The organism is Haloferula sp. BvORR071, assembly GCF_000739615.1.
Classification (GTDB): domain Bacteria; phylum Verrucomicrobiota; class Verrucomicrobiia; order Verrucomicrobiales; family Akkermansiaceae; genus Haloferula.
Map to the genome: position 1 here is coordinate 104,410 of NZ_BATP01000027.1, position 16,689 is coordinate 121,098.

Below are 16,689 nucleotides of genomic sequence, written 5' to 3' on the forward strand. Positions count from 1 at the left end.
GGGCTTGGGGGATCAGGGTTTGAACCAAGCACTGCCGAACTGGAGGTAGCAGGCGGGACCTTCCTCGCCATAGGCCACGTCGAGGCCCATGTGCAGGCCGTACTTGCGGGCGAGCAGGTAGCGCAGGCCGAGGCCGCCGGTCCAAGTCGTGTCATTGTCTGAGAGGAAGCGCCGCTCCGACCAAGTGGCACCGATGCCACCGAAGCCTAGCACGCTCCAGCGGTCCGTGAATTGCCAGCGCAGCTCCGTCTCCGCATAGGCGACGTGCGCGCCCTGATAGCGCATCGCCGGAGCGCCGCGAAGCTGCACGTAAGGCCGCATGTAGATGGGGACATCCCCGGAGCTGGATTGCAGGTCTGCTTTCACTCCGAGGATCAGTTTATCGGTGAAGAGCGGAGTGTAGTAGAGATTCGTCCATTGGTAGCGCTGAAATTCCGAGGAACCACCGAAGGCCTCGGAATTGAAGGTCACGATGAGGCCGGAATAGAGCCCCTCCGTCGGCGTGAAGATATTGTTGCGGCTATCGTAGCTGAGATTCAGCCCCACGCTGCCAATCTCCGAGCTGAAGCCATGGGCATCGCGCCGCTGGCCGATATCCAGGCCGAAGTGCTGGCCGGTAGGATCGCCCCGCACGCGGAAGTTGCTGGCCAGATCGGGGACGGAGAGATTGACCTCCGCATAGGTGTATTCCAGGCCGAGGTTCCAGCGCTTCTCGCAATCGAGCGCCCAGTAGCCGGCGACCATGCCGCCGGTCATGTCGATATTGTAGGTCAGCGGTTGGCCGCTGAGTTCGAGGTTCTGCCCCAGGCCGTGGAAGTCGAGATTGATCGAGCCATCGACGCCGCCTACCAGCGTGTGCAAGCGGCCATCCATCCAATAGCCCGAGTGGCCCGCGAAGAGAGCTTCCGAACCATTGGAGGTGCGCATGCCGCCGACGCCCCAGATGTCCGGTTTGCCTTCGCCATTCTCTGGCAGGTTTATGAAGACAGGAACGATCGCTGCACCTGCACCAACAGCCGGCTCCGTCACCGGCACCACGGTGGGAATGAAACCAAAGGGTTGATCGAGGAAGGAACTGACATCGAAAGCTCCATCCTCCGGATCGCAGAAGGAGGTTTTGGTTTTCTCCTTCGCGCTTGCAGCGGTCGCGAGCGAGACTGCTGCGTACAAGACCATGGATGCAACAGGCTGTTGCAAGGGAATCCGACGGCGACCTGACTTTGGCATCATGCGACACTGGTGCAAGGGCCCTGGTTCCGGCATTGGATCAAGGTAACATGTTCAAACGCGCAAGCGACGGCGGAAGGACGGGTCTGCATCAGGGCGAGCTGTTGCGGTTTTGAAGCGCTTGCTCCAGATCACCCCGTTCGCCAGCGGGCATGCTGGCGATCCATTGGCGGGCGGCGGCAGGTTCGTATTCAGCCCACTGGACCACGAGATTCCTAGAGGCCCACTTGCGCGCCTCGCCGGTGGGCAGACCCTTCACCCATGCTGCTGCGGCAACGGAGTCATCCGCCACCCACTTCACCGCGATATTGCAGGCGGCACTTGCCAGCGGATCCCCACGACGCTGCGAGAAGCCGTTCCGCGGGGCTGGGGCCTCCTCGGCGGGGGCTGGCTGGGGGTTTGCGAGCAGATAGCCGAGGGCCTTTGCGCGGAAGGGAGCGGGAAGTTCCGAGTGATCGTTGGTAAGGAACTTGCCCGCGACTACCGCCTTCTGATCCGCGGGCAGGGAGTCGAATTGGCTGTTGAGGACCTGCATCTGCTCGCTGCCCCATTTGCCGACGGCACGGGCCTCGTTCCAACCGATCTTGCGGTCCGCCTGCGCAAGGTCGCCGAGGAGGCCGGCGGGAGTGACGTCCTTCTCGCTAGACTGGGATCTGCCGGATGAGGTGGCATTCGCGATCTTCTGGTCCTCCTCATTGAGGCCGGCAATCCATGCGTCCGCGTCCTCCTGCTTCATGTTCATCACCAGATTTCTGATCGCATGGGTGCGCTCATTGTCATCCAGCTCCCCTCCAGCGATCAACGCTTTCAATTTTTCCTTATCCTTTGAAACGAGACCGTTCAACGCGTTGCTGCGCAAGTTCCGTGCCTGTTCCGCAGTGAGGCCGAGCTCGCCAAGATCCATATCCAACCATTTCACGGGATCTTCGCGGACGAGGTAGTAGCCAGCACTACCACTGGAGAGCAGTTGGCCAAACCAGCCCTCGGGCAACGCGGAAGGATTGCGGCTGATCTCTTTCATCAAGGCATCATCGTTTCCCACCACGCTCATGAAGATGGCCTTGCCCCCCTCCTGACTGCTCAACTCGGCCAGACCACTGGCGAAGCTCTTCTTCAGCGAAGCGGCGGCAAGGCTGTTTCTCACCGCGCCTTGGAGTGCCGCAGGCCAATTCGCCGCCTGCGCCCGCAATAGCTCCGGCGATGACATCGCCAGATTGCGAATCATGTTACTCACCATGTAGCTTTGATTCTGCGAGTCGAAGGCTGCGGAGAGAGAGACGATGTGTGAGGCCACCAACTGCGGATCGGCCTTCGACAGGGCATCTCCCATGTAGGAGAGCATGGAAGAACGCAGCGTGGGATCCGCCTGCTCCTCGATGCAAGCAAGCGCTGCCGCGGGATCGCGGCGTGCCCACTCGCCCGCGAATTCATAAGTGATGCGGATCTGCTTCTTCAGGCAGAAGGACAGCATGGCGGCGGGGTCCTCTTCCTGCCAGCGCGAGAGCAAGGTGCGGGTGAAGAGACTGGACTGCATGTCCTCCGTGCCATCGAACCAAGTTGCGCTCAGCCACTTCTCGATGTCCGCCATAGGGATATTGGTGGCGAGCTGGATGGTCGCCCGCAGACGCTCCTCCGTGTCTTGGGCGGCCCGCACCGGCGCCAGCATTGCGAGCACCTCGGAAGGCATGGCCGACTTTGCGGCAACCCGGGCCGTCTTCGCTGCCTTGCCTGCGTCAGCGGCATCCGCCGTAGCTGTGGAGGAAGCGGGCGTGCGCGAAGCCAGCCAAGCGACGACGGCGCAGAGCGAGAAGACCCCGACGGCCAGGAGCAGATGAGCGGGCGTTTTCATTGCTGATTCGGCCGGAAATAGTGTGCGAGTTGCTTGCGGGTCGATTCAGGCAGTTCGGCCTGGTCGTACCAGCTTTGGGCTGCGGCCTTGTCGCTTCTCGTCCAATAACTCATCAAATTGACGAGCGAGTTGCTTTGGACGTTCGGGTCTGCAATCCGCATGGCCCAGGCGCTGGCATTCGCGAAGTCACTCTTGTTCCGAAACTGATCGGTCACGATGCTCGCGCCCATATCCTTGAGCTCGGGGGTGGTCTGCGTGTCCACCCAATCGCTGAAGCCAGGGAGATCCCGCTGGGCCCACTGCTCCCCCACCTGGCGGGACGCGCGATCGGGGCGCATGCCCCTCTGCGCAGCGGATTCCTTTTCCTCCAGGGTCAACAAGGTCTGCAGCGTTTGCTCGGGCTGCTTCGCGGCCATGGCAGAGATGAACTCGGAAAAGCCCTGCACCCCGCCTCCGCCGCTGGCACCGCCATCGGGGTAGCGGATCCAGGTCATGCGCCCGGCAACATCAGGACAGATGGCATAAAGCTGGCCAAGGAGCTCCAAGGCGCGGTCGGGATCCTTTTCCGCCAGCGTCTTGCCCAAGGTCGAGAGGCGCTCCGCCGCGAGACGCGGGGCCTCGATCTTGGCGGCTTCTTCCGCAGCCTTGTCGGGATCCGTCTCCGCCAGGTTAGCGAAGGCCGCGGCCTCGATCTGGCGGCGCTCGGCGCCACTCGGCAGCAGGGCGGCAAGCTCGGGGAGCACCTCGGGACGCTCCTTTTTAATGGCGTTGAAAAACTCCACCCGTTCGTAGCCTTCAAATCCGCCATGTTCGGTGAGCCAGTCGAAGGCACGGTAGGGGTCTTGAGCCGCCCATTTGCCGAGGGCCTGGCGGAGGTAGTATTCATCCCTCCGGTATTTGGCCAGGAAGTCGAACTCGGCCTTCGGGTCACCCTTGCCGAGCTGGGCGGCGAGCTGCTCCATCTCGAAGGTATTCGCCAGCGTGGGATCCTCATCGAGCATCTTGCGCGCGAGCTCCGGATGGAAGTAAGCGAGGCCGCGCAACCCGTAGTTCCGCATCTTCGGATCCTTGCCCTCGATGTAGGCGAGCATGCCTTGCGGATCGCTCATGGCCCAAGACCACATCGAGGAAATCTCACAGCCAGTGCTCCGGGCAGCGGCGAGCATGCCGGCGGCATTCAGCTTGCCCCACTGGGTGAAGAGCAGGTCCTTGATGGTATCGTTCGGGTCCTCGCGATCGTGGTAACCATCCCAGAAGGCGGCCATGTCTTCCTCGGTCGCATCTAACAGCCACAGGCCGAGGCGGGAATAGAGTGGACCGCGCTCGAGCTTGAGCAGGGACTCGACGGTATCGGTCGACTTCGGCAGGGGGCCGGGTTTGACCAAGGTGATCTTCTTGTCCTTCCCCACACCGTCCCGGCCCTTGCTCTGGGGGCCGCCGCGCTTGGATGAAGCGGCAACCGATGGGGCTGGCGAGGATTCCGCCGCGGTCGCCACGGCTGCATCCGCGCGACCACCGAGACGGGCGGCAGCGAAGCCGCCGGCCAAACCGAGGACCGCGGCCGCAGGCAGAAGATAAGAGCGGGAGCCCATGAGTTATCATCTGCTAGCGAGCCCCCTCAAGGCTGGCAAGCGGTGCATTGTGAAAACGCGGTGGATTTCCCGTGATGTGATTACATGGGCCCTGCTTTTGCTTGCGGGTGGGAGAGGGAACGCCGCGGCTCTTTACCAGCTCCCTTTCACGAGGGTTTCCACCGCAGCACGGTCTTCCTCAGGAAGCGTGGTGAGCCACTTGCGCACGGCAGCGGGCTCGGACTCCGCCCACTTCTGCGCCACGGTGGCCAACGCTTGGTTACGGTCCGCGCCAGCGGGCAAGGACTGCGCCCAATGGCTGGCGGCGATGGGGTCCTCGTTGCTCCAATTGAAGGCGACCAAGGGCACCGACTCTACCACCAGCGGTGGCGGGAATACCCTGACTTCCGCAAGCGGCGGCGGATTCGCGAGAATCCAGGAGATCAGCTCACCTTGAAAGACGGATTGCAGTCCTTGAAAGTGACGGTCCGCCATTTTCTTGGCGAGTTCATCTTTTCGCTCCGGCGTGAGTCGACGGAAGTTATTCACGGCCGCCGCCCCCTCCGCCACTGACCAATTTTCCATCGATTCCCGACTATCCGTGCCACCGAATTCGCCGGCGAAGAGCCGATCAATCCGCTGGTCCAAGGTCGGGATTGCGGATTCGTTCTGCTTTGCCTGGGTCTTCGTCACGAGATCGAGCCTTTTCCTGCCGGCTTCGACATCGAGCGGGTCACTGAGGCTGGCGAGCAAGGACTCAGCCTTGGCAAAGTCTTTACTCGCAAGATTCTGAAGGAGGGAGGCCACAAAATACCGGCGCTCTTCGGCTGTGCCCTCCTGGATCTCCTTGAGAGCCGCCAAGGCTGACTCCGGATCCAATTTGCCAAGTGCACTCACCCGAACCCGCCAGACCGCCCTATCATCGAGGCCCAAGCTCGTAAGATCTTCCTTCAACCAGCGTTGGGGATCACGGTTGATCACCCAAGCAGAACGATGGGAAAGGACGTCCTTTAGCCATGTCTGCGGCCATTTGTCGATACGGGACAGGATGGCCTCGGAGTTCTCAACGCTGGCATCGAGAGCGGCGAAGAGACGGAGCATGCCTTCCTCCTCACCCATGCCGGAGAAACTGGCCATGAGCGCAGAGGGATCACGCAGGAATGCAGCACCATCAAGAACGCCTTGCACGGCGCGCTTGAGTTCCGCGGGCCATGTTGCGGATTGCGCGGCCAACTGCTCCGGTGGCAACTTCCCGGCAGCCAGAGCGATCAAGGGCCGCAACACCTGGATGTAGAAGGAAGCGCCACTCAGTTTGGGTAGAGCCGCCATGATCAGGGCCGGATCGGTCTCCGGACCGAGGCTCTGCACTATTGCCCAGAGCATGTTATTCGACTGCCTCGGGTCTTTGTTACCGCTCACGAAGTCCAAGGCGGCAGCAGGATCCAAGCGAGCCCATTCCTTCATGCCGGCACTCACACCCCGGGAATCGCGGGTCAGCAAGAAGGTCATGGCTTCCTGCGGTTGCGCGGCGATCCAGCGGTCGCGGATGATACGTAAGAAAGCTTCCGCCTCAATGGCACCGGGCATGCCAAACCAGCCCTTGGCATACCACTCCTTCACATCGGATAGTGGCAGATTGCGGGCGAGATCGACGGTAGCACGCATGCGCTCCGCGGCGCTGCGTGCTCCGCGGACCGGGACGAGCAGACGGCTCACTTCTTCGGGAATTCCCGAAGAGCGGTTTAGAGCACTGGCGCGGTCGGCGCTCTTCCCGCCAGATCCGGTCTCCCCCCGCAGCGGGATCGATTGAAGCCCGGAACGACGAGAACTCGTGTGCCAGCCAAGAGAAGTGGCAGCGAGGAAGACGAGCAGTAGTGACAAGCGCGATTTCATCACTTCAGGGCTGTTGCTGGAAGCGGCGCGCCAAGCGCTTGGCAATGTCTTCAGGCAGCTTCGAGTTGTCGAGCCAGGTGCGGGCAGTAGGAGCATCTGCCTTCACCCACGCTCCCATAACCTGATCCATCTTGTCCACATCGGGAGGCAGGCTTGAGCTTTGGCCAAGCCAATCCATCGACTCGGCGTAACGACGCTGCTTCAGCAACTCGTTCGACATAACACTCGCCGCACGGCTGCGAATTGCGCCTTCCGGCTGCTGCTCAACCCACGCGGTGAAACCCGGAAGATCAGAGCGAACCCACGCAAAGGCGGCCTGATTGAAAGGCCGGGAAATGGAATATGGACTAGCTTCCCCGGCTGAATCCGCATCCACCCGCGCCATCACCTGCATGGTGCCGACGGGATCGGCTTTCACGAAATCACCAACGAGACGCTGCATAACGGTGCCGCGAATCGCCTGCACGGTCCCGGCTGTGACGGCATTCTTCGTGTAGATCTCCTCAAGAATTCCCAACGCGGCGTGCGTGTCCTTCGCGTCAAGCATCCCGATGGCGATCGCGGCAAAGCGCTCGTCGGCAATACGCGGAGCTTCGCTGCCGCGGGCCAGCTCCAAGGCCTTGTCAGGATCCGTTTTGGCGAGCTGTTGGAATGCGGCGCTTTCCAGCAGGCGCTTCAGCTTGCCGGCCGGGGTGGCAGCCGCGAGCTCGGCGAGTGCGTCGGGATTCTCCTCGCGCAGGGTTTTGACAAAGCCCTCGCTCAACGAATCTTTCCCGGGATGATCCAGCAGCCATGCCAAGGCGGCACGTGGATCCTGACGGGCAAGACTGGCCATTGCGGCACCGCCGTCCGAAAGATCGCGCTGAAGCTGCAGTTCGAGCGAGCGCTCCGGCTGGTCGTCAACCAAAGCAAAGGCCATGGCCGAAAAGGCTTCATAGTGATTCAAGTCCGGGTTTTCGCCCAGAAGTTTCATGGCGAGATTCGGTTGGAAGCGCGCTGCGCTGCCGAGCACACTCGATGCTCGCCATTTATCGGCATCCTCCCGGGCTGCCGCAATGGCAGCGCGGGGATTACGCCGCGCCCAAGCGTCCCATGCCGCATTCTCGTAAGCCATGCCCTTGGTCGCGGCAATGGCAGCCGGAGGATCGAACTCGGCCCACCGGGAGAAGAGAAGGGCCGCGGTCTCCTCGTCAGGCTTGGGCTGGCGCTTGGAATAGGTTTCCCAGAACGCGGCGCAATCGTCGGCACTGGCTTGAGGCAGCCAAAGGGCAAGGCGGACGTAGAGATCCGAGGGGTCGCTCAGTTCAAGCAAGCTGGCGGCGGTGTCGGAGGAGCGAGCAGCGGTGGCATGCACTGCCTCTTGGCGGTTCTTCCCGGAGGACGGAGCCGTCGGGGAATTGCCTGCTGCGTGATCCTCTCCGGCGGGCCCCGCCCGTGGCATGAAGCGCCCGGCCACAAAGCCGAGGCCGGCGACAAGAAGCCAAAGATAGGGACGAGATTTCACAAGCGGACATCACCTATCCTGACTCCATCCCCTCTGGCAAGCGGTCCATGCCGACAGGAGCTCAGTGATGCTCCTTCAGGAAATCCTCCACCGCGGTTCTCTCGGCCGATGGCAGGGATGCAGCCCAGTGCCGGGCCGCCGCCGGCTCTTGCTCCGCCCATGCCGCCGCGAGGTTCTTGGCCGCCCAGCTGCGGATCTCGCCAGCAGGCAAGGAGCGCACCCACTTGCCGCCCGACTCCGGATCGCTGGCACCCCAGCGTGCCGCGAATTCACAAGTCGTGCGATTGAGCCTCTGGATTGCCGATTGATTCGCCGCATCTGTCTTTTCCACCAAGTAGCCCAAGGCCTGTGCCTGCAGCGGCTCCGGCAACTTGCTGCGGGATTCCAACTTGGTCGCCAGAAGTTGCTTCCGCTCATCTGGCAATTCATCAAAGGCCTTGGCGGCGGCAATGGCATCCTGCTGGGTCCACTTCGCCAACGGCTCGGTCGCCCAATAATCGAAGGAGCTGGCATTCTCCGACCACTTGTCGACCCACGAGCCGGGCGACTTGTCGCGCTGTTTCTCCAAGGCCTGCTTGGCTTGCCACTCGAGGCTGCTCTGCGCGGCGGCAATGTCCTGCGGATCGCTGAGTCCGGCGGCCCACGCCGCAGCATCCTCGGCATTTGGGAAGGCTTGAAGCGCCTTGGACACCGCGATGTTCCGTTCGTCGCCAGTCCATGCAATCTCACCCAGCAGCGAGGCCAGGCGACGGGGATCGCGCGCCATCAGCTCAATTGCCGCATCACGCATTTCCTTGGTCTGCGCTGCGCTGAAGCCGGCTGCGGCCAGATCTTCCGCGAGCCACTGGCCGGGGTTCTCCGCGACTACCCGATAGGCCAGAGAGCTGGCAATCTCGGCGAACCATGCCGGGGGAAAGCTGGCTCTCGAGGCTGCAACCTGTTTCTCAAGGTCCTGATCGTAGCGGATCGCATCCAGGACGAGTTTACTGCCGTTCTCCACGCCTGTTAGACCAGCCACGGTCCCGGCGAAGTCCTTCTTCAGAGCGGTCCTGGTGTATTTCTCCAAGGCATGACCGCGGATCGGCTCGTGCCATGCCGCGAGCTCGTGAACGAAAGCATCCGGCGCGGCTTCTCCCAGTGCTTCGAACAAATCGCCAAGCTCTCCAAAGCCTTCATTGAAAGCAGGATCGCGATAGAGCTTGCCGAGCTCCGCCAAAACCCGCGCCGGGTTTTCCTTCGCAAGGGCCTGACCCATCCCGGTGAGCAAGTAGCCGAAGTCGTCATCGCCCTTTTTCTCCACCAGGAATCCAAAGGCCGCATCCGGATCACGGCGGGCCCACGCTCCGGCCAGCTCGCGAGTGTCATTGTGGAGATCATTGCGTTCCCGCTCCAAGGTGTAGCCAAGGAGCCCCTCGGGATCCTCCGCAAGCCAGCGCTCGCGGGTGATGGTCTCGAAAATCGTCTCCTCCATTCCACCCTCGAGATCGAACCAATTGCGCTTGTACCAAAGCGCCAGCTGGTCAACCGGCAGCCTTCGCGCAAGCTGGATGGTGGCACGCTGCCGCTCTTCCGGAGTCGCGGCATTCCGGATCGCAGCCATGGCTGCCTTCACCTGATCCGGCATGCGCTGTGGGCTGGCCTTCGCCATCTTGCGAGCGGAAGCTTTGACGGCCGCCTCGCCGTGGGCAGCCGCAGGAGCGGGATTGATCATTCCACCCGCGAGCCAACCCGCGCCTGCGGCGAACGCAAAGGCGGCGAGGCCCCATGCGAATAGCGGCTTGGTCTTCATTGGTTGCGCGGGAGCAAGTGGGAGATTGCCTGGCGGGTTTCCTCCGGCACTGCGGACTCATCAAACCAACTCGTCGCCGCTTTCGCGTCCGCCCTCAACCACCGCTCGAAAGTATCGATGGCGGTCCCGCGACGAGCGTCGCTTCCGGAAAGGGTCTCTAGCTGTGCCATTGCTTCACTGAAGCGCCGTCTCTCGGCCAATTGCCCGATCACCACCTGATGGCCGGCCTCGCTGAACGCGGGGTCCGCATCCGCGGCGAGCCATGCAGTGAAGCTCTCCAAATCGCGGCTGGCCCACACCCATGCGGCACAGGTCCTGAGGTCCCCGCCGTAGAGGGCGGGAGCCTGGCCAGCCAGCATCCGATCCACCGCTTCCACAGTGGTGCGCGGATCCGCGTTCGCGAGTGACTTGACGAAATCGAACAGGCCTTCCACGTCACGACGATCCCCGGCGGAGTTGCCACCGGGAAGGGCCACGGTATCGCGACGCGAGGCAGCATCCGGGCAAGCTTGCAAAAGTTCGCCGAGCAGCCCGAGCGCGGCCTGCGGATTCTGCCCGACCATCCCGCGACCTAGCACTACCAGCCGCTCCGCTGCAAGCATGGGACTTTCACTCGCCCGCGCCTCTGCCAAGGCGGCAGCAGGATCGGTCTCAGCGAGGTAGCGGAAAGCCGCCGCCTCCAGCAGGCGCTTCACCTCGCCAGCGGAGGCCACGGCCGCCAAGCTGGCCAGCTCTTCCGGGTTCTCGCGCTCGACGGTTTCGACAAAGGCGGTTTTGAGTTTCGGGCGGTCCCCCGCCCCATTCGCGATCAGCCATTCGAGTGCTGCCCGCGGCTCCCGGCGGGCCCATTGCCGAAGCGGTCCCTGCATATCCGGCCAGCCTTCTTTCTTGAGCAACTCCATCGCAGCCCGCGGGTCCCGGATGGCGATCTTTTCGGCCAGGGTCACCGAACTGATCGAAGCCGCCAGCGCCGGATCTTCCAAAGCCTTCAGGGCCTGCTGCGGATGGAAGAGCGTGAGCGCCCACAGCACCGCCGAACGATTTTCGACATCACCATTGCGGGAAGCTGCCAAGGCGGCCTCTGGATCATTGGAGGCCCACGCCCACCAAGCGGCTCGCTCGAAGCGGGTGCTCTTGGTTGCGGCCAGCGCGGCGGCGGGATCCTTGCGGGTCCAGTGCGTGAGCAGCAGCTCGACGGTTCCCTCGCTCACTCGGCCATCCTGGATGAGAGCTTGGCCGAGCTGCGCAATTTCCTCGATGGGGGCATCCAGCAACCAAAGGGCCACGCTATCATAATGGCCGTCGCCCCTCTCCACCGACAAGGCCTCGACGGTATCGGTGGATTTCAAGGCCGGCAGGGACTGCAGTGGCGCTTCCGCCTTGTGCTCCCTGGCCGCAGGCCCCTTCGGCGAGAGCGATTCCCCCGAGGCTGCCGATCCATCACGGTGCCGCGCCGCGAAGCCGGCAAGAAAGCCGAGAACGGCCAGCGAGCCAATCGCCAGATAGGGATGCCGTTGCTTTGGACCCACTCGCATGATGTATCTCGCGACGGCGGTGATGGCAAGCGGGCGCGCCAAGTGCAGGCTTCCCGCCCGGCACGCGATCCGCTAGGGAGTTCCCCGCAATGCCTGCTGATTCCCGAGTCGTCTTCATGCGCCGTGCCATCGATCTTGCCCGCCAGGGGATGAGCTCGGGTGCGGGCGGCCCCTTCGGCGCGGTGGTGGTGAAGGACGGCGAGATCATCGGCGAAGGCCACAATCAGGTGGTGGGAAGGAACGACCCGACGGCCCACGGCGAGGTGGTGGCGATCCGCAATGCCTGCGCGCGGATCGGCAGCTTCAGCCTGCATGGCTGCGAGATCCACACGACAGGCGAACCCTGCCCGATGTGCCTGGGGGCGATCCACTGGGCCCGGATCAGCCGGATCTACTATGGATTTAGTATTACCGACGCGGCGGCGATCGGCTTCGATGACCGCGAGTTCTACCGGCAGTTCACGCTGCCGCTAGCGGAGCGGGAGGTGCCCTGCGCGGAGCTGGCGAGCGAGGAGGCGAGGGAGCTATTAGGCGAGTATCTGGCGCTGCCCGGGAGGGTGGCTTACTGAAGCTGCCAGGAAAGCCCGCCATCAGTGGTACGTAGTCCCGCCTTCAGGCGGACGGAGCAGTTCTCGCGGCGGGTCTGTACGGAGGGCCTTGGGTGGATGCGGCAGTTTTCGTGGCTCCTTCTACCACTGAAGGCGAGCTGCAAGGGAGCACTCGTGCGGCTTGCAAAGGCGCGCTCCTTATTCAGAACAGCCCGAAGAACCACTTCCGCTTCGCGCTGCGCTTGTAGCTGCCGTCGCCGACGGACAGCACCTTCACCTGCACCTCGGCCAGGCCCTCGTCCTTGAAGCCGATCTTCTTCGCGGCGCGGGGCGAGAGATCGATGATGCGATCACCGATGAAGGGGCCGCGGTCGTTCACGCGGCACTTCACGGACCTGCCGTTCTGGAGATTGGTAACCTCCACCATGCAGGGCAGCGGCAGGGTCTTGTGGGCGGCGATCAGGTGCCATGGCATGACCTTCTCACCGAGGGAGGTCTGGCCGCGCTTGAGGCCGAAGAAACTCGATTCGTTGTACCAAGACGCGGTGCCGGTCTCCTGATAATGCAGCGCTTCATCCACACTCATGGGATGATAGGTCCCGCCGCGGACCGAGTACGACTTGGCCATGTAGCCCTTGTAGTCGCCGCCGGGGTAGGCGCAGGAAGCGAGCAAGAGCAACCAAGAGTGACGAATGACGAATCTCCGAATGTCGAATGGAGTGTGAAGGGACGAGCGGGAACTTCCTGCCATCTCTTCAGCACACTTCATTCGTCATTCGGAATTCTGGATTCGCCATCCCTTCCTCACTTCTGCCGCTCGCGGATCAGGGGCAGCGTGCGCGCGACCTGCTCCTTCATTTCCTTGCCGGGCTTGAACTTCACCACGGCGCGGGCGGGGATCGGGACGTCCTTGTCCGGATCTTTCGGGTTGCGGCCGATCTTGGCCTTGGTCTCCTTCACTTGAAAGGCTCCGAAGTTGCGCATCACCACGGTATCGCCATTCGAAAGTGAGTCGGTGATCGAGTCGAGGGTCCGCTGGATCACGTCGAAAACCTGCTGCTGCGTGAGCCCGGTTTCATTTGAAATCTTGATGACGAGTTCGCGTTTGGTGATGGTTGCCATAGCTTTATGGGTGAGGAGACGGTGAATGCGGCGCGGGGATTGGACATCATAGGAAGGGCCCTTTGTCCCGTCAAAAAATCCAAAATCATGCGGAATCCGTGCCAGAGACGTTTGAATCACCGCTCACGGCGGCGGTCGTTTTAAAGTGGAGTTTCGCCACTTTTGAGAGCGCTTGAGTACCATGTTTGGCCACGACCTGACGGGCAGCCTCAATCACCGCGGCCGATGCGCCCAAGGGGAGCAATACGCCGCCAGCGGTGGAGGTTTTATCCATCCAGTCGACAAATCTCTCGCGGGCGAGGATCGAGGCGGCGGCCACGGCGATGTCGGACTCCCCTTTCGTCCGCTGATCGAGCTGGATTTCGATCTTCTGCTGCTTGAGCGCGCGGGCGAGGACCTCGGGACGGGCAAATTGGTCGCTGAGGGCGCGCGGGCAGGCCGGGCGCTGTTCCGCTAGATTGCCGATGACCTTGGCGTGTCCCCAGGCTAGCAGACGGTTCAAGTTGCCGAAAGAGGCGAACATCTCGTTGTAACGCTCCGGGCCGATGGCGACCACGGAGACCGCGATTCCCGGGACATTGCGGATTTTCTCCGCCAGATCGCGGATCCGCTTGGCACTGGCGATGCGCTTGGAATCCATGACCCCGGCGGCTTTCAGGGCGCGGGCCACGGGGGCATCCGTATAAACTCCGGCGATCACCAGCGGGCCAAAATAGTCGCCCTTGCCGCTTTCATCGATGCCGAAGTGCGGGGCGAACATCTCCGGGTCCAACTCCTCCTCGTAGCCGAGCTTGGCCTCGCCTAGGATCTCCGGTTCTAGCAGAAAGCGGATGAAGTCCTCGGTCTCCTTGCCCTGGATCAGGACCTTCGGGCCCTTGGCATAGACGGAGACGTTCAGCTTGCCCTTCTTGGCGGCGTAGAGCGTGTATTCCTTCTTCTCGAACTCGTAACCGCGTTCCTCTAGCAGCTCGCGCAGGCGCTCGGCCTGCGCGGCGGTCAGGGGAGCGGTGTGCGAGGTCAGGGCCACGGCTCTATGAACCGCCAAGACGCTGGGTGCGCCAAGGTTTTTTCCCTGCGGCCCTAGAACCTGGAGGCGAAAGGCAAGCAAGCGCTAAGGGCGGGAACCCTGAAAAGAGGCGGGGGAAGCCAAAGTTCCCAGCCGGGCGTCATTCCAGTGGTGGCATTTTCCCAAAGCTGCGCCACTATCCCCGCGTGCTGAAGCCAATCGCCCGAATCACTCCCTTGGAGGATCCCGATGGCTTCCGTGCCGCGCTGCGCGGGTGGTTCCAGAAAAACGCACGGGACTACCCTTGGCGGCGCACCAGCGATCCCTACGCGGTGCTGGTTTCGGAGGTGATGCTCCAGCAGACGCAGATCGCCACGGTGTTGGGGCGGGGCTTCTACACCCGCTTCCTGGAGCGATTCCCGGATGTGGCCACACTGGCGGCGGCGGCCGATGATCCGCTGCTGAAAGCCTGGGAAGGACTCGGCTACTACCGCCGGGCGCGGATGCTGCGAGAATCCGCACGGGCGGTGATCGGGCGTCACGGCGGGGAATTTCCCCGCGATCATGCGGCGCTGCTGGCGCTGCCGGGGATCGGCCGCTACACGGCGGGTGCGCTGTTTTCCTTCGCCTTCGACCTGCCGGCTCCGCTGGTGGATGGCAATGTCGCACGGGTTCTAACGCGCCTCTTCGACCGCGCCGAGCCGATCGATTCCACGGCGATGCTGAAGTGGCTGTGGAACACTGCGGAACAACTTCTCGACCACCAGCACCCCCGCGCCTTTAACTCCGCGCTGATGGAGCTGGGGCAGACGCATTGCCGCCCCGGCGTCCCGGATTGCCTGTCCTGCCCGGTGGCCACTTTCTGCAAGACCCGCGAGCCCGCCATGCTACCGGTGAAGGCCAAACGCCAGACGATCGAGGAGATCGACGAGCACGCGATCTTCATCCAACAGCGCGGCAAGGTTCTGCTCTGCCAGCAGGGCAAGGGCGGCAGGCGCGAGGGCATGTGGCGGCTGCCGCTGCGCGACAAGGACGCTGCCGCCATCATGCCCCTGCTACACCGCCGGAAATACGGCATCACCCGCTACCGGGTGAGCCTGCATGTGCACGAGTGCCCGCCACGCCATGCCATGGCCCAGCCGCACGCCGGCGAGTCATGGGTGGCACTGGATTCGCTGGATGAAATCGTGATCCCGCCCGCAGACCGAGCCGCGCTGACCGCCGTTCTTGGCGGCGCGGAAGAAATCGCGTGAGACCCAATCAACCTTTTGCTTCATTTCTCCCGGATGCCATTCCTCGCTCGCCTCCTCCCGGCCGCCTTCGCGGCAGCCATTTTTTCCGGGTGTGCCGGGACCCCGAAATCCCCGCCGCCGGATACCGCCGAGCCGGGCCGCAAGGTGATGCGCCTGGCCGCTTCGCGCCTGACTGCGGTGGTCATTTCATCGAAGGCGGAACTATCACCCTGGGTGGAGAGCCGCTTCACTTCCGGCCAGAGCCCGGATGATGCCGATGGCGGCTCCGCGGCACCGATCAGCTACGACGGCTACTTCATCACCGCGGACCACGTGCTGGCACGCTCGGAGGGACGGAATGTCTTCCTGATCCACGGCCAGCAAGGCGGGCTGAAGGCCACCAAGGCCCGCATCGTCTGGCGCTCCGCTTCGACCGACCTGGCAGTGCTGCACATCCCGATCGCCACACCACGCTACTACGAGTGGACCCCGCCGAACGAGTGGGTGCCGGCCGGCACACCGGTGGTCCATGCCGGCATTGCCACCGGCTTCCGCAGTGAGCCGGGCAAGCTGGTGACCGGCATTCCGCCGGGCCGCAAGAATGCCGCGCGCTTCAAGTATGATATCCCCCTTGAGCCAGGCGACAGCGGTGGCGCGGTGATCGATGCCCATGGCCGCTTGGTGGGAATCAATTCGGCGGTGGAATTCCTGGTCCCGCTTGAGACCGCATTTTTCATTGAATCGGAAGCAAACCGGCCGAACGTCCCGGCACTGCAGCGGATGATCGAGGCGGACCGGAAAAAGAATCCGACGGTGGTCCCCAGCGGCCCACCGTCTCCACAACCGCCACCACCACCCGCCAGCGCCTACCCGAATCCGGAACCTGCGACACCGCCGCCAGCCCCCGCCCCTGCTCCATGAAGTCTTTTCTGCCGCTGCTGCTCGCGCCGGTCCTGCCCCTGCTGGCGGGCTCGTGCACGCCCTTCCGCGGTGGTGGCTGGGAAGCGGGCTGGACGGAACGCGCGGCGCAGGACCGGATCATGCTGGTGCGGAATTCGCCGGAGACCCTCGGCCACCGGCGCCTGGTCTTCCAGTCCGCGACCCACCCCGATCTGAAGGTTTTCCTGAGCCAGAAGGGCCTGCCCGACTTCATCGCGGAGACCTCCAGCGATGACCGGCAATACCTGGTGCTCTACTATCTGGACAAGCGGAAGGGCTATATCTGCCGCACTCACCGGGTGGAGAACTCTGAAGTCGTCTTCGCCGGTCCCTACAACATGACCAAGCGGGAGACCGGCGTGCTGCGTGAACTGCAGCACAACAGCTCACAGGTGCCGGTGACGCTGAAGCACTGAGGGGGGAATTCTCCATTTCCCGGCGCTCCAAACCAGCTTTGGAGATGTCCCTAAGAAA

At 63.1% G+C, this 16,689-nt stretch carries 14 protein-coding genes; 4 read left to right on the plus strand and 10 right to left on the minus strand.

All coding sequences use genetic code 11. The features are described from left to right. Positions 1–12: 12 nt before the first annotated feature. From BV071_RS33015 to BV071_RS15100, 7 genes are all read right to left on the minus strand, one after another. Entirely contained in the window at positions 13–1,176 is a 1,164-nt protein-coding gene (locus tag BV071_RS33015) for a BamA/TamA family outer membrane protein (RefSeq protein WP_052573387.1), read from the minus strand. Positions 1,177–1,318: 142 nt separating this feature from the next. Beyond that, a complete protein-coding gene (locus tag BV071_RS15075; RefSeq protein ID WP_035608697.1) occupies positions 1,319–3,076 on the minus strand; it encodes a hypothetical protein in 1,758 nt (585 codons plus the stop codon). Beyond that, positions 3,073–4,668, minus strand: coding sequence for a hypothetical protein (locus BV071_RS15080; RefSeq protein WP_035608699.1), 1,596 nt, complete (start codon positions 4,666–4,668; stop codon positions 3,073–3,075). Before BV071_RS15080 ends, BV071_RS15075 begins: the two co-directional genes overlap by 4 nt. Before the next feature lie 132 nt (positions 4,669–4,800). Further along, positions 4,801–6,363, minus strand: coding sequence for a hypothetical protein (locus BV071_RS15085; RefSeq protein WP_035608701.1), 1,563 nt, complete (start codon positions 6,361–6,363; stop codon positions 4,801–4,803). Positions 6,364–6,544: 181 nt separating this feature from the next. Beyond that, complete coding sequence (locus BV071_RS15090; RefSeq protein ID WP_265594470.1) at positions 6,545–7,513, minus strand: hypothetical protein; 969 nt, start codon at positions 7,511–7,513, stop codon at positions 6,545–6,547. 592 nt (positions 7,514–8,105) lie between these two features. Then, positions 8,106–9,833 (minus strand): hypothetical protein, encoded by a 1,728-nt coding sequence (locus tag BV071_RS15095; RefSeq protein ID WP_035608707.1) that lies wholly within the window; start codon positions 9,831–9,833, stop codon positions 8,106–8,108. Then, positions 9,830–11,410: a hypothetical protein gene (locus tag BV071_RS15100; RefSeq protein WP_265594471.1), complete on the minus strand. Its 1,581-nt coding sequence runs from the start codon at positions 11,408–11,410 to the stop codon at positions 9,830–9,832. Before BV071_RS15100 ends, BV071_RS15095 begins: the two co-directional genes overlap by 4 nt. 74 nt (positions 11,411–11,484) lie before the next feature. Between BV071_RS15100 and BV071_RS15105 the strand changes: the two genes are divergently transcribed. Then, complete coding sequence (locus BV071_RS15105) at positions 11,485–11,937, plus strand: nucleoside deaminase (RefSeq protein WP_265594472.1); 453 nt, start codon at positions 11,485–11,487, stop codon at positions 11,935–11,937. 181 nt (positions 11,938–12,118) lie between these two features. Here the strand turns inward: BV071_RS15105 and BV071_RS15110 are convergent, their stop codons facing one another. The 3 genes from BV071_RS15110 to rnhC all read right to left on the minus strand — a co-directional run bounded on the left by BV071_RS15110 (position 12,119) and on the right by rnhC (position 14,065). Next, entirely contained in the window at positions 12,119–12,589 is a 471-nt protein-coding gene (locus BV071_RS15110; protein WP_265594473.1) for a septal ring lytic transglycosylase RlpA family protein, read from the minus strand. 131 nt (positions 12,590–12,720) lie between these two features. Next, positions 12,721–13,038, minus strand: a complete 318-nt coding sequence (locus BV071_RS15115; RefSeq protein WP_035608714.1) for an HU family DNA-binding protein — start codon at positions 13,036–13,038, stop codon at positions 12,721–12,723. A gap of 85 nt (positions 13,039–13,123) precedes the next feature. Further along, a complete protein-coding gene (gene rnhC / locus BV071_RS15120; RefSeq protein ID WP_052573389.1) occupies positions 13,124–14,065 on the minus strand; it encodes a ribonuclease HIII in 942 nt (313 codons plus the stop codon). Between the two features lie 185 nt (positions 14,066–14,250). Here rnhC and BV071_RS15125 point away from each other — a divergent pair, with 185 nt between their 5' ends. From BV071_RS15125 to BV071_RS15135, 3 genes are read left to right on the plus strand one after another with little or no spacing between them, the layout of a single operon-like run. Continuing rightward, the gene (locus BV071_RS15125) at positions 14,251–15,297 is read left to right on the plus strand and encodes an A/G-specific adenine glycosylase (RefSeq protein ID WP_052573390.1); all 1,047 of its coding nucleotides are present in this window, start codon (positions 14,251–14,253) and stop codon (positions 15,295–15,297) included. A gap of 33 nt (positions 15,298–15,330) precedes the next feature. Beyond that, positions 15,331–16,197 carry a serine protease gene (locus tag BV071_RS15130; protein ID WP_035608716.1) on the plus strand — a complete coding sequence of 289 codons (867 nt, stop codon included), beginning with the start codon at positions 15,331–15,333 and terminating at the stop codon, positions 16,195–16,197. Next, the gene (locus tag BV071_RS15135) at positions 16,194–16,631 is read left to right on the plus strand and encodes a hypothetical protein (RefSeq protein WP_035608717.1); all 438 of its coding nucleotides are present in this window, start codon (positions 16,194–16,196) and stop codon (positions 16,629–16,631) included. The genes BV071_RS15130 and BV071_RS15135 overlap by 4 nt, the downstream gene beginning before the upstream one ends. The last annotated feature ends 58 nt before the right edge of the window (positions 16,632–16,689 follow it).

Bases quoted from the DNA above. Each gene is read 5' to 3' on its own strand.
- BV071_RS15115 (WP_035608714.1), bottom strand. From the start codon at position 13,038: ATGGCAACCATCACCAAACGCGAACTCGTCATCAAGATTTCAAATGAA.
- BV071_RS15075 (WP_035608697.1), bottom strand. From the start codon at position 3,076: ATGAAAACGCCCGCTCATCTGCTCCTGGCCGTCGGGGTCTTCTCGCTC.
- BV071_RS15135 (WP_035608717.1), top strand. From the start codon at position 16,194: ATGAAGTCTTTTCTGCCGCTGCTGCTCGCGCCGGTCCTGCCCCTGCTG.
- BV071_RS15105 (WP_265594472.1), top strand. From the start codon at position 11,485: ATGCGCCGTGCCATCGATCTTGCCCGCCAGGGGATGAGCTCGGGTGCG.
- BV071_RS15095 (WP_035608707.1), bottom strand. From the start codon at position 9,833: ATGAAGACCAAGCCGCTATTCGCATGGGGCCTCGCCGCCTTTGCGTTC.
- BV071_RS33015 (WP_052573387.1), bottom strand. From the start codon at position 1,176: ATGGTCTTGTACGCAGCAGTCTCGCTCGCGACCGCTGCAAGCGCGAAG.
- BV071_RS15130 (WP_035608716.1), top strand. From the start codon at position 15,331: ATGCCATTCCTCGCTCGCCTCCTCCCGGCCGCCTTCGCGGCAGCCATT.
- BV071_RS15090 (WP_265594470.1), bottom strand. From the start codon at position 7,513: ATGAAACTTCTGGGCGAAAACCCGGACTTGAATCACTATGAAGCCTTT.
- BV071_RS15080 (WP_035608699.1), bottom strand. From the start codon at position 4,668: ATGGGCTCCCGCTCTTATCTTCTGCCTGCGGCCGCGGTCCTCGGTTTG.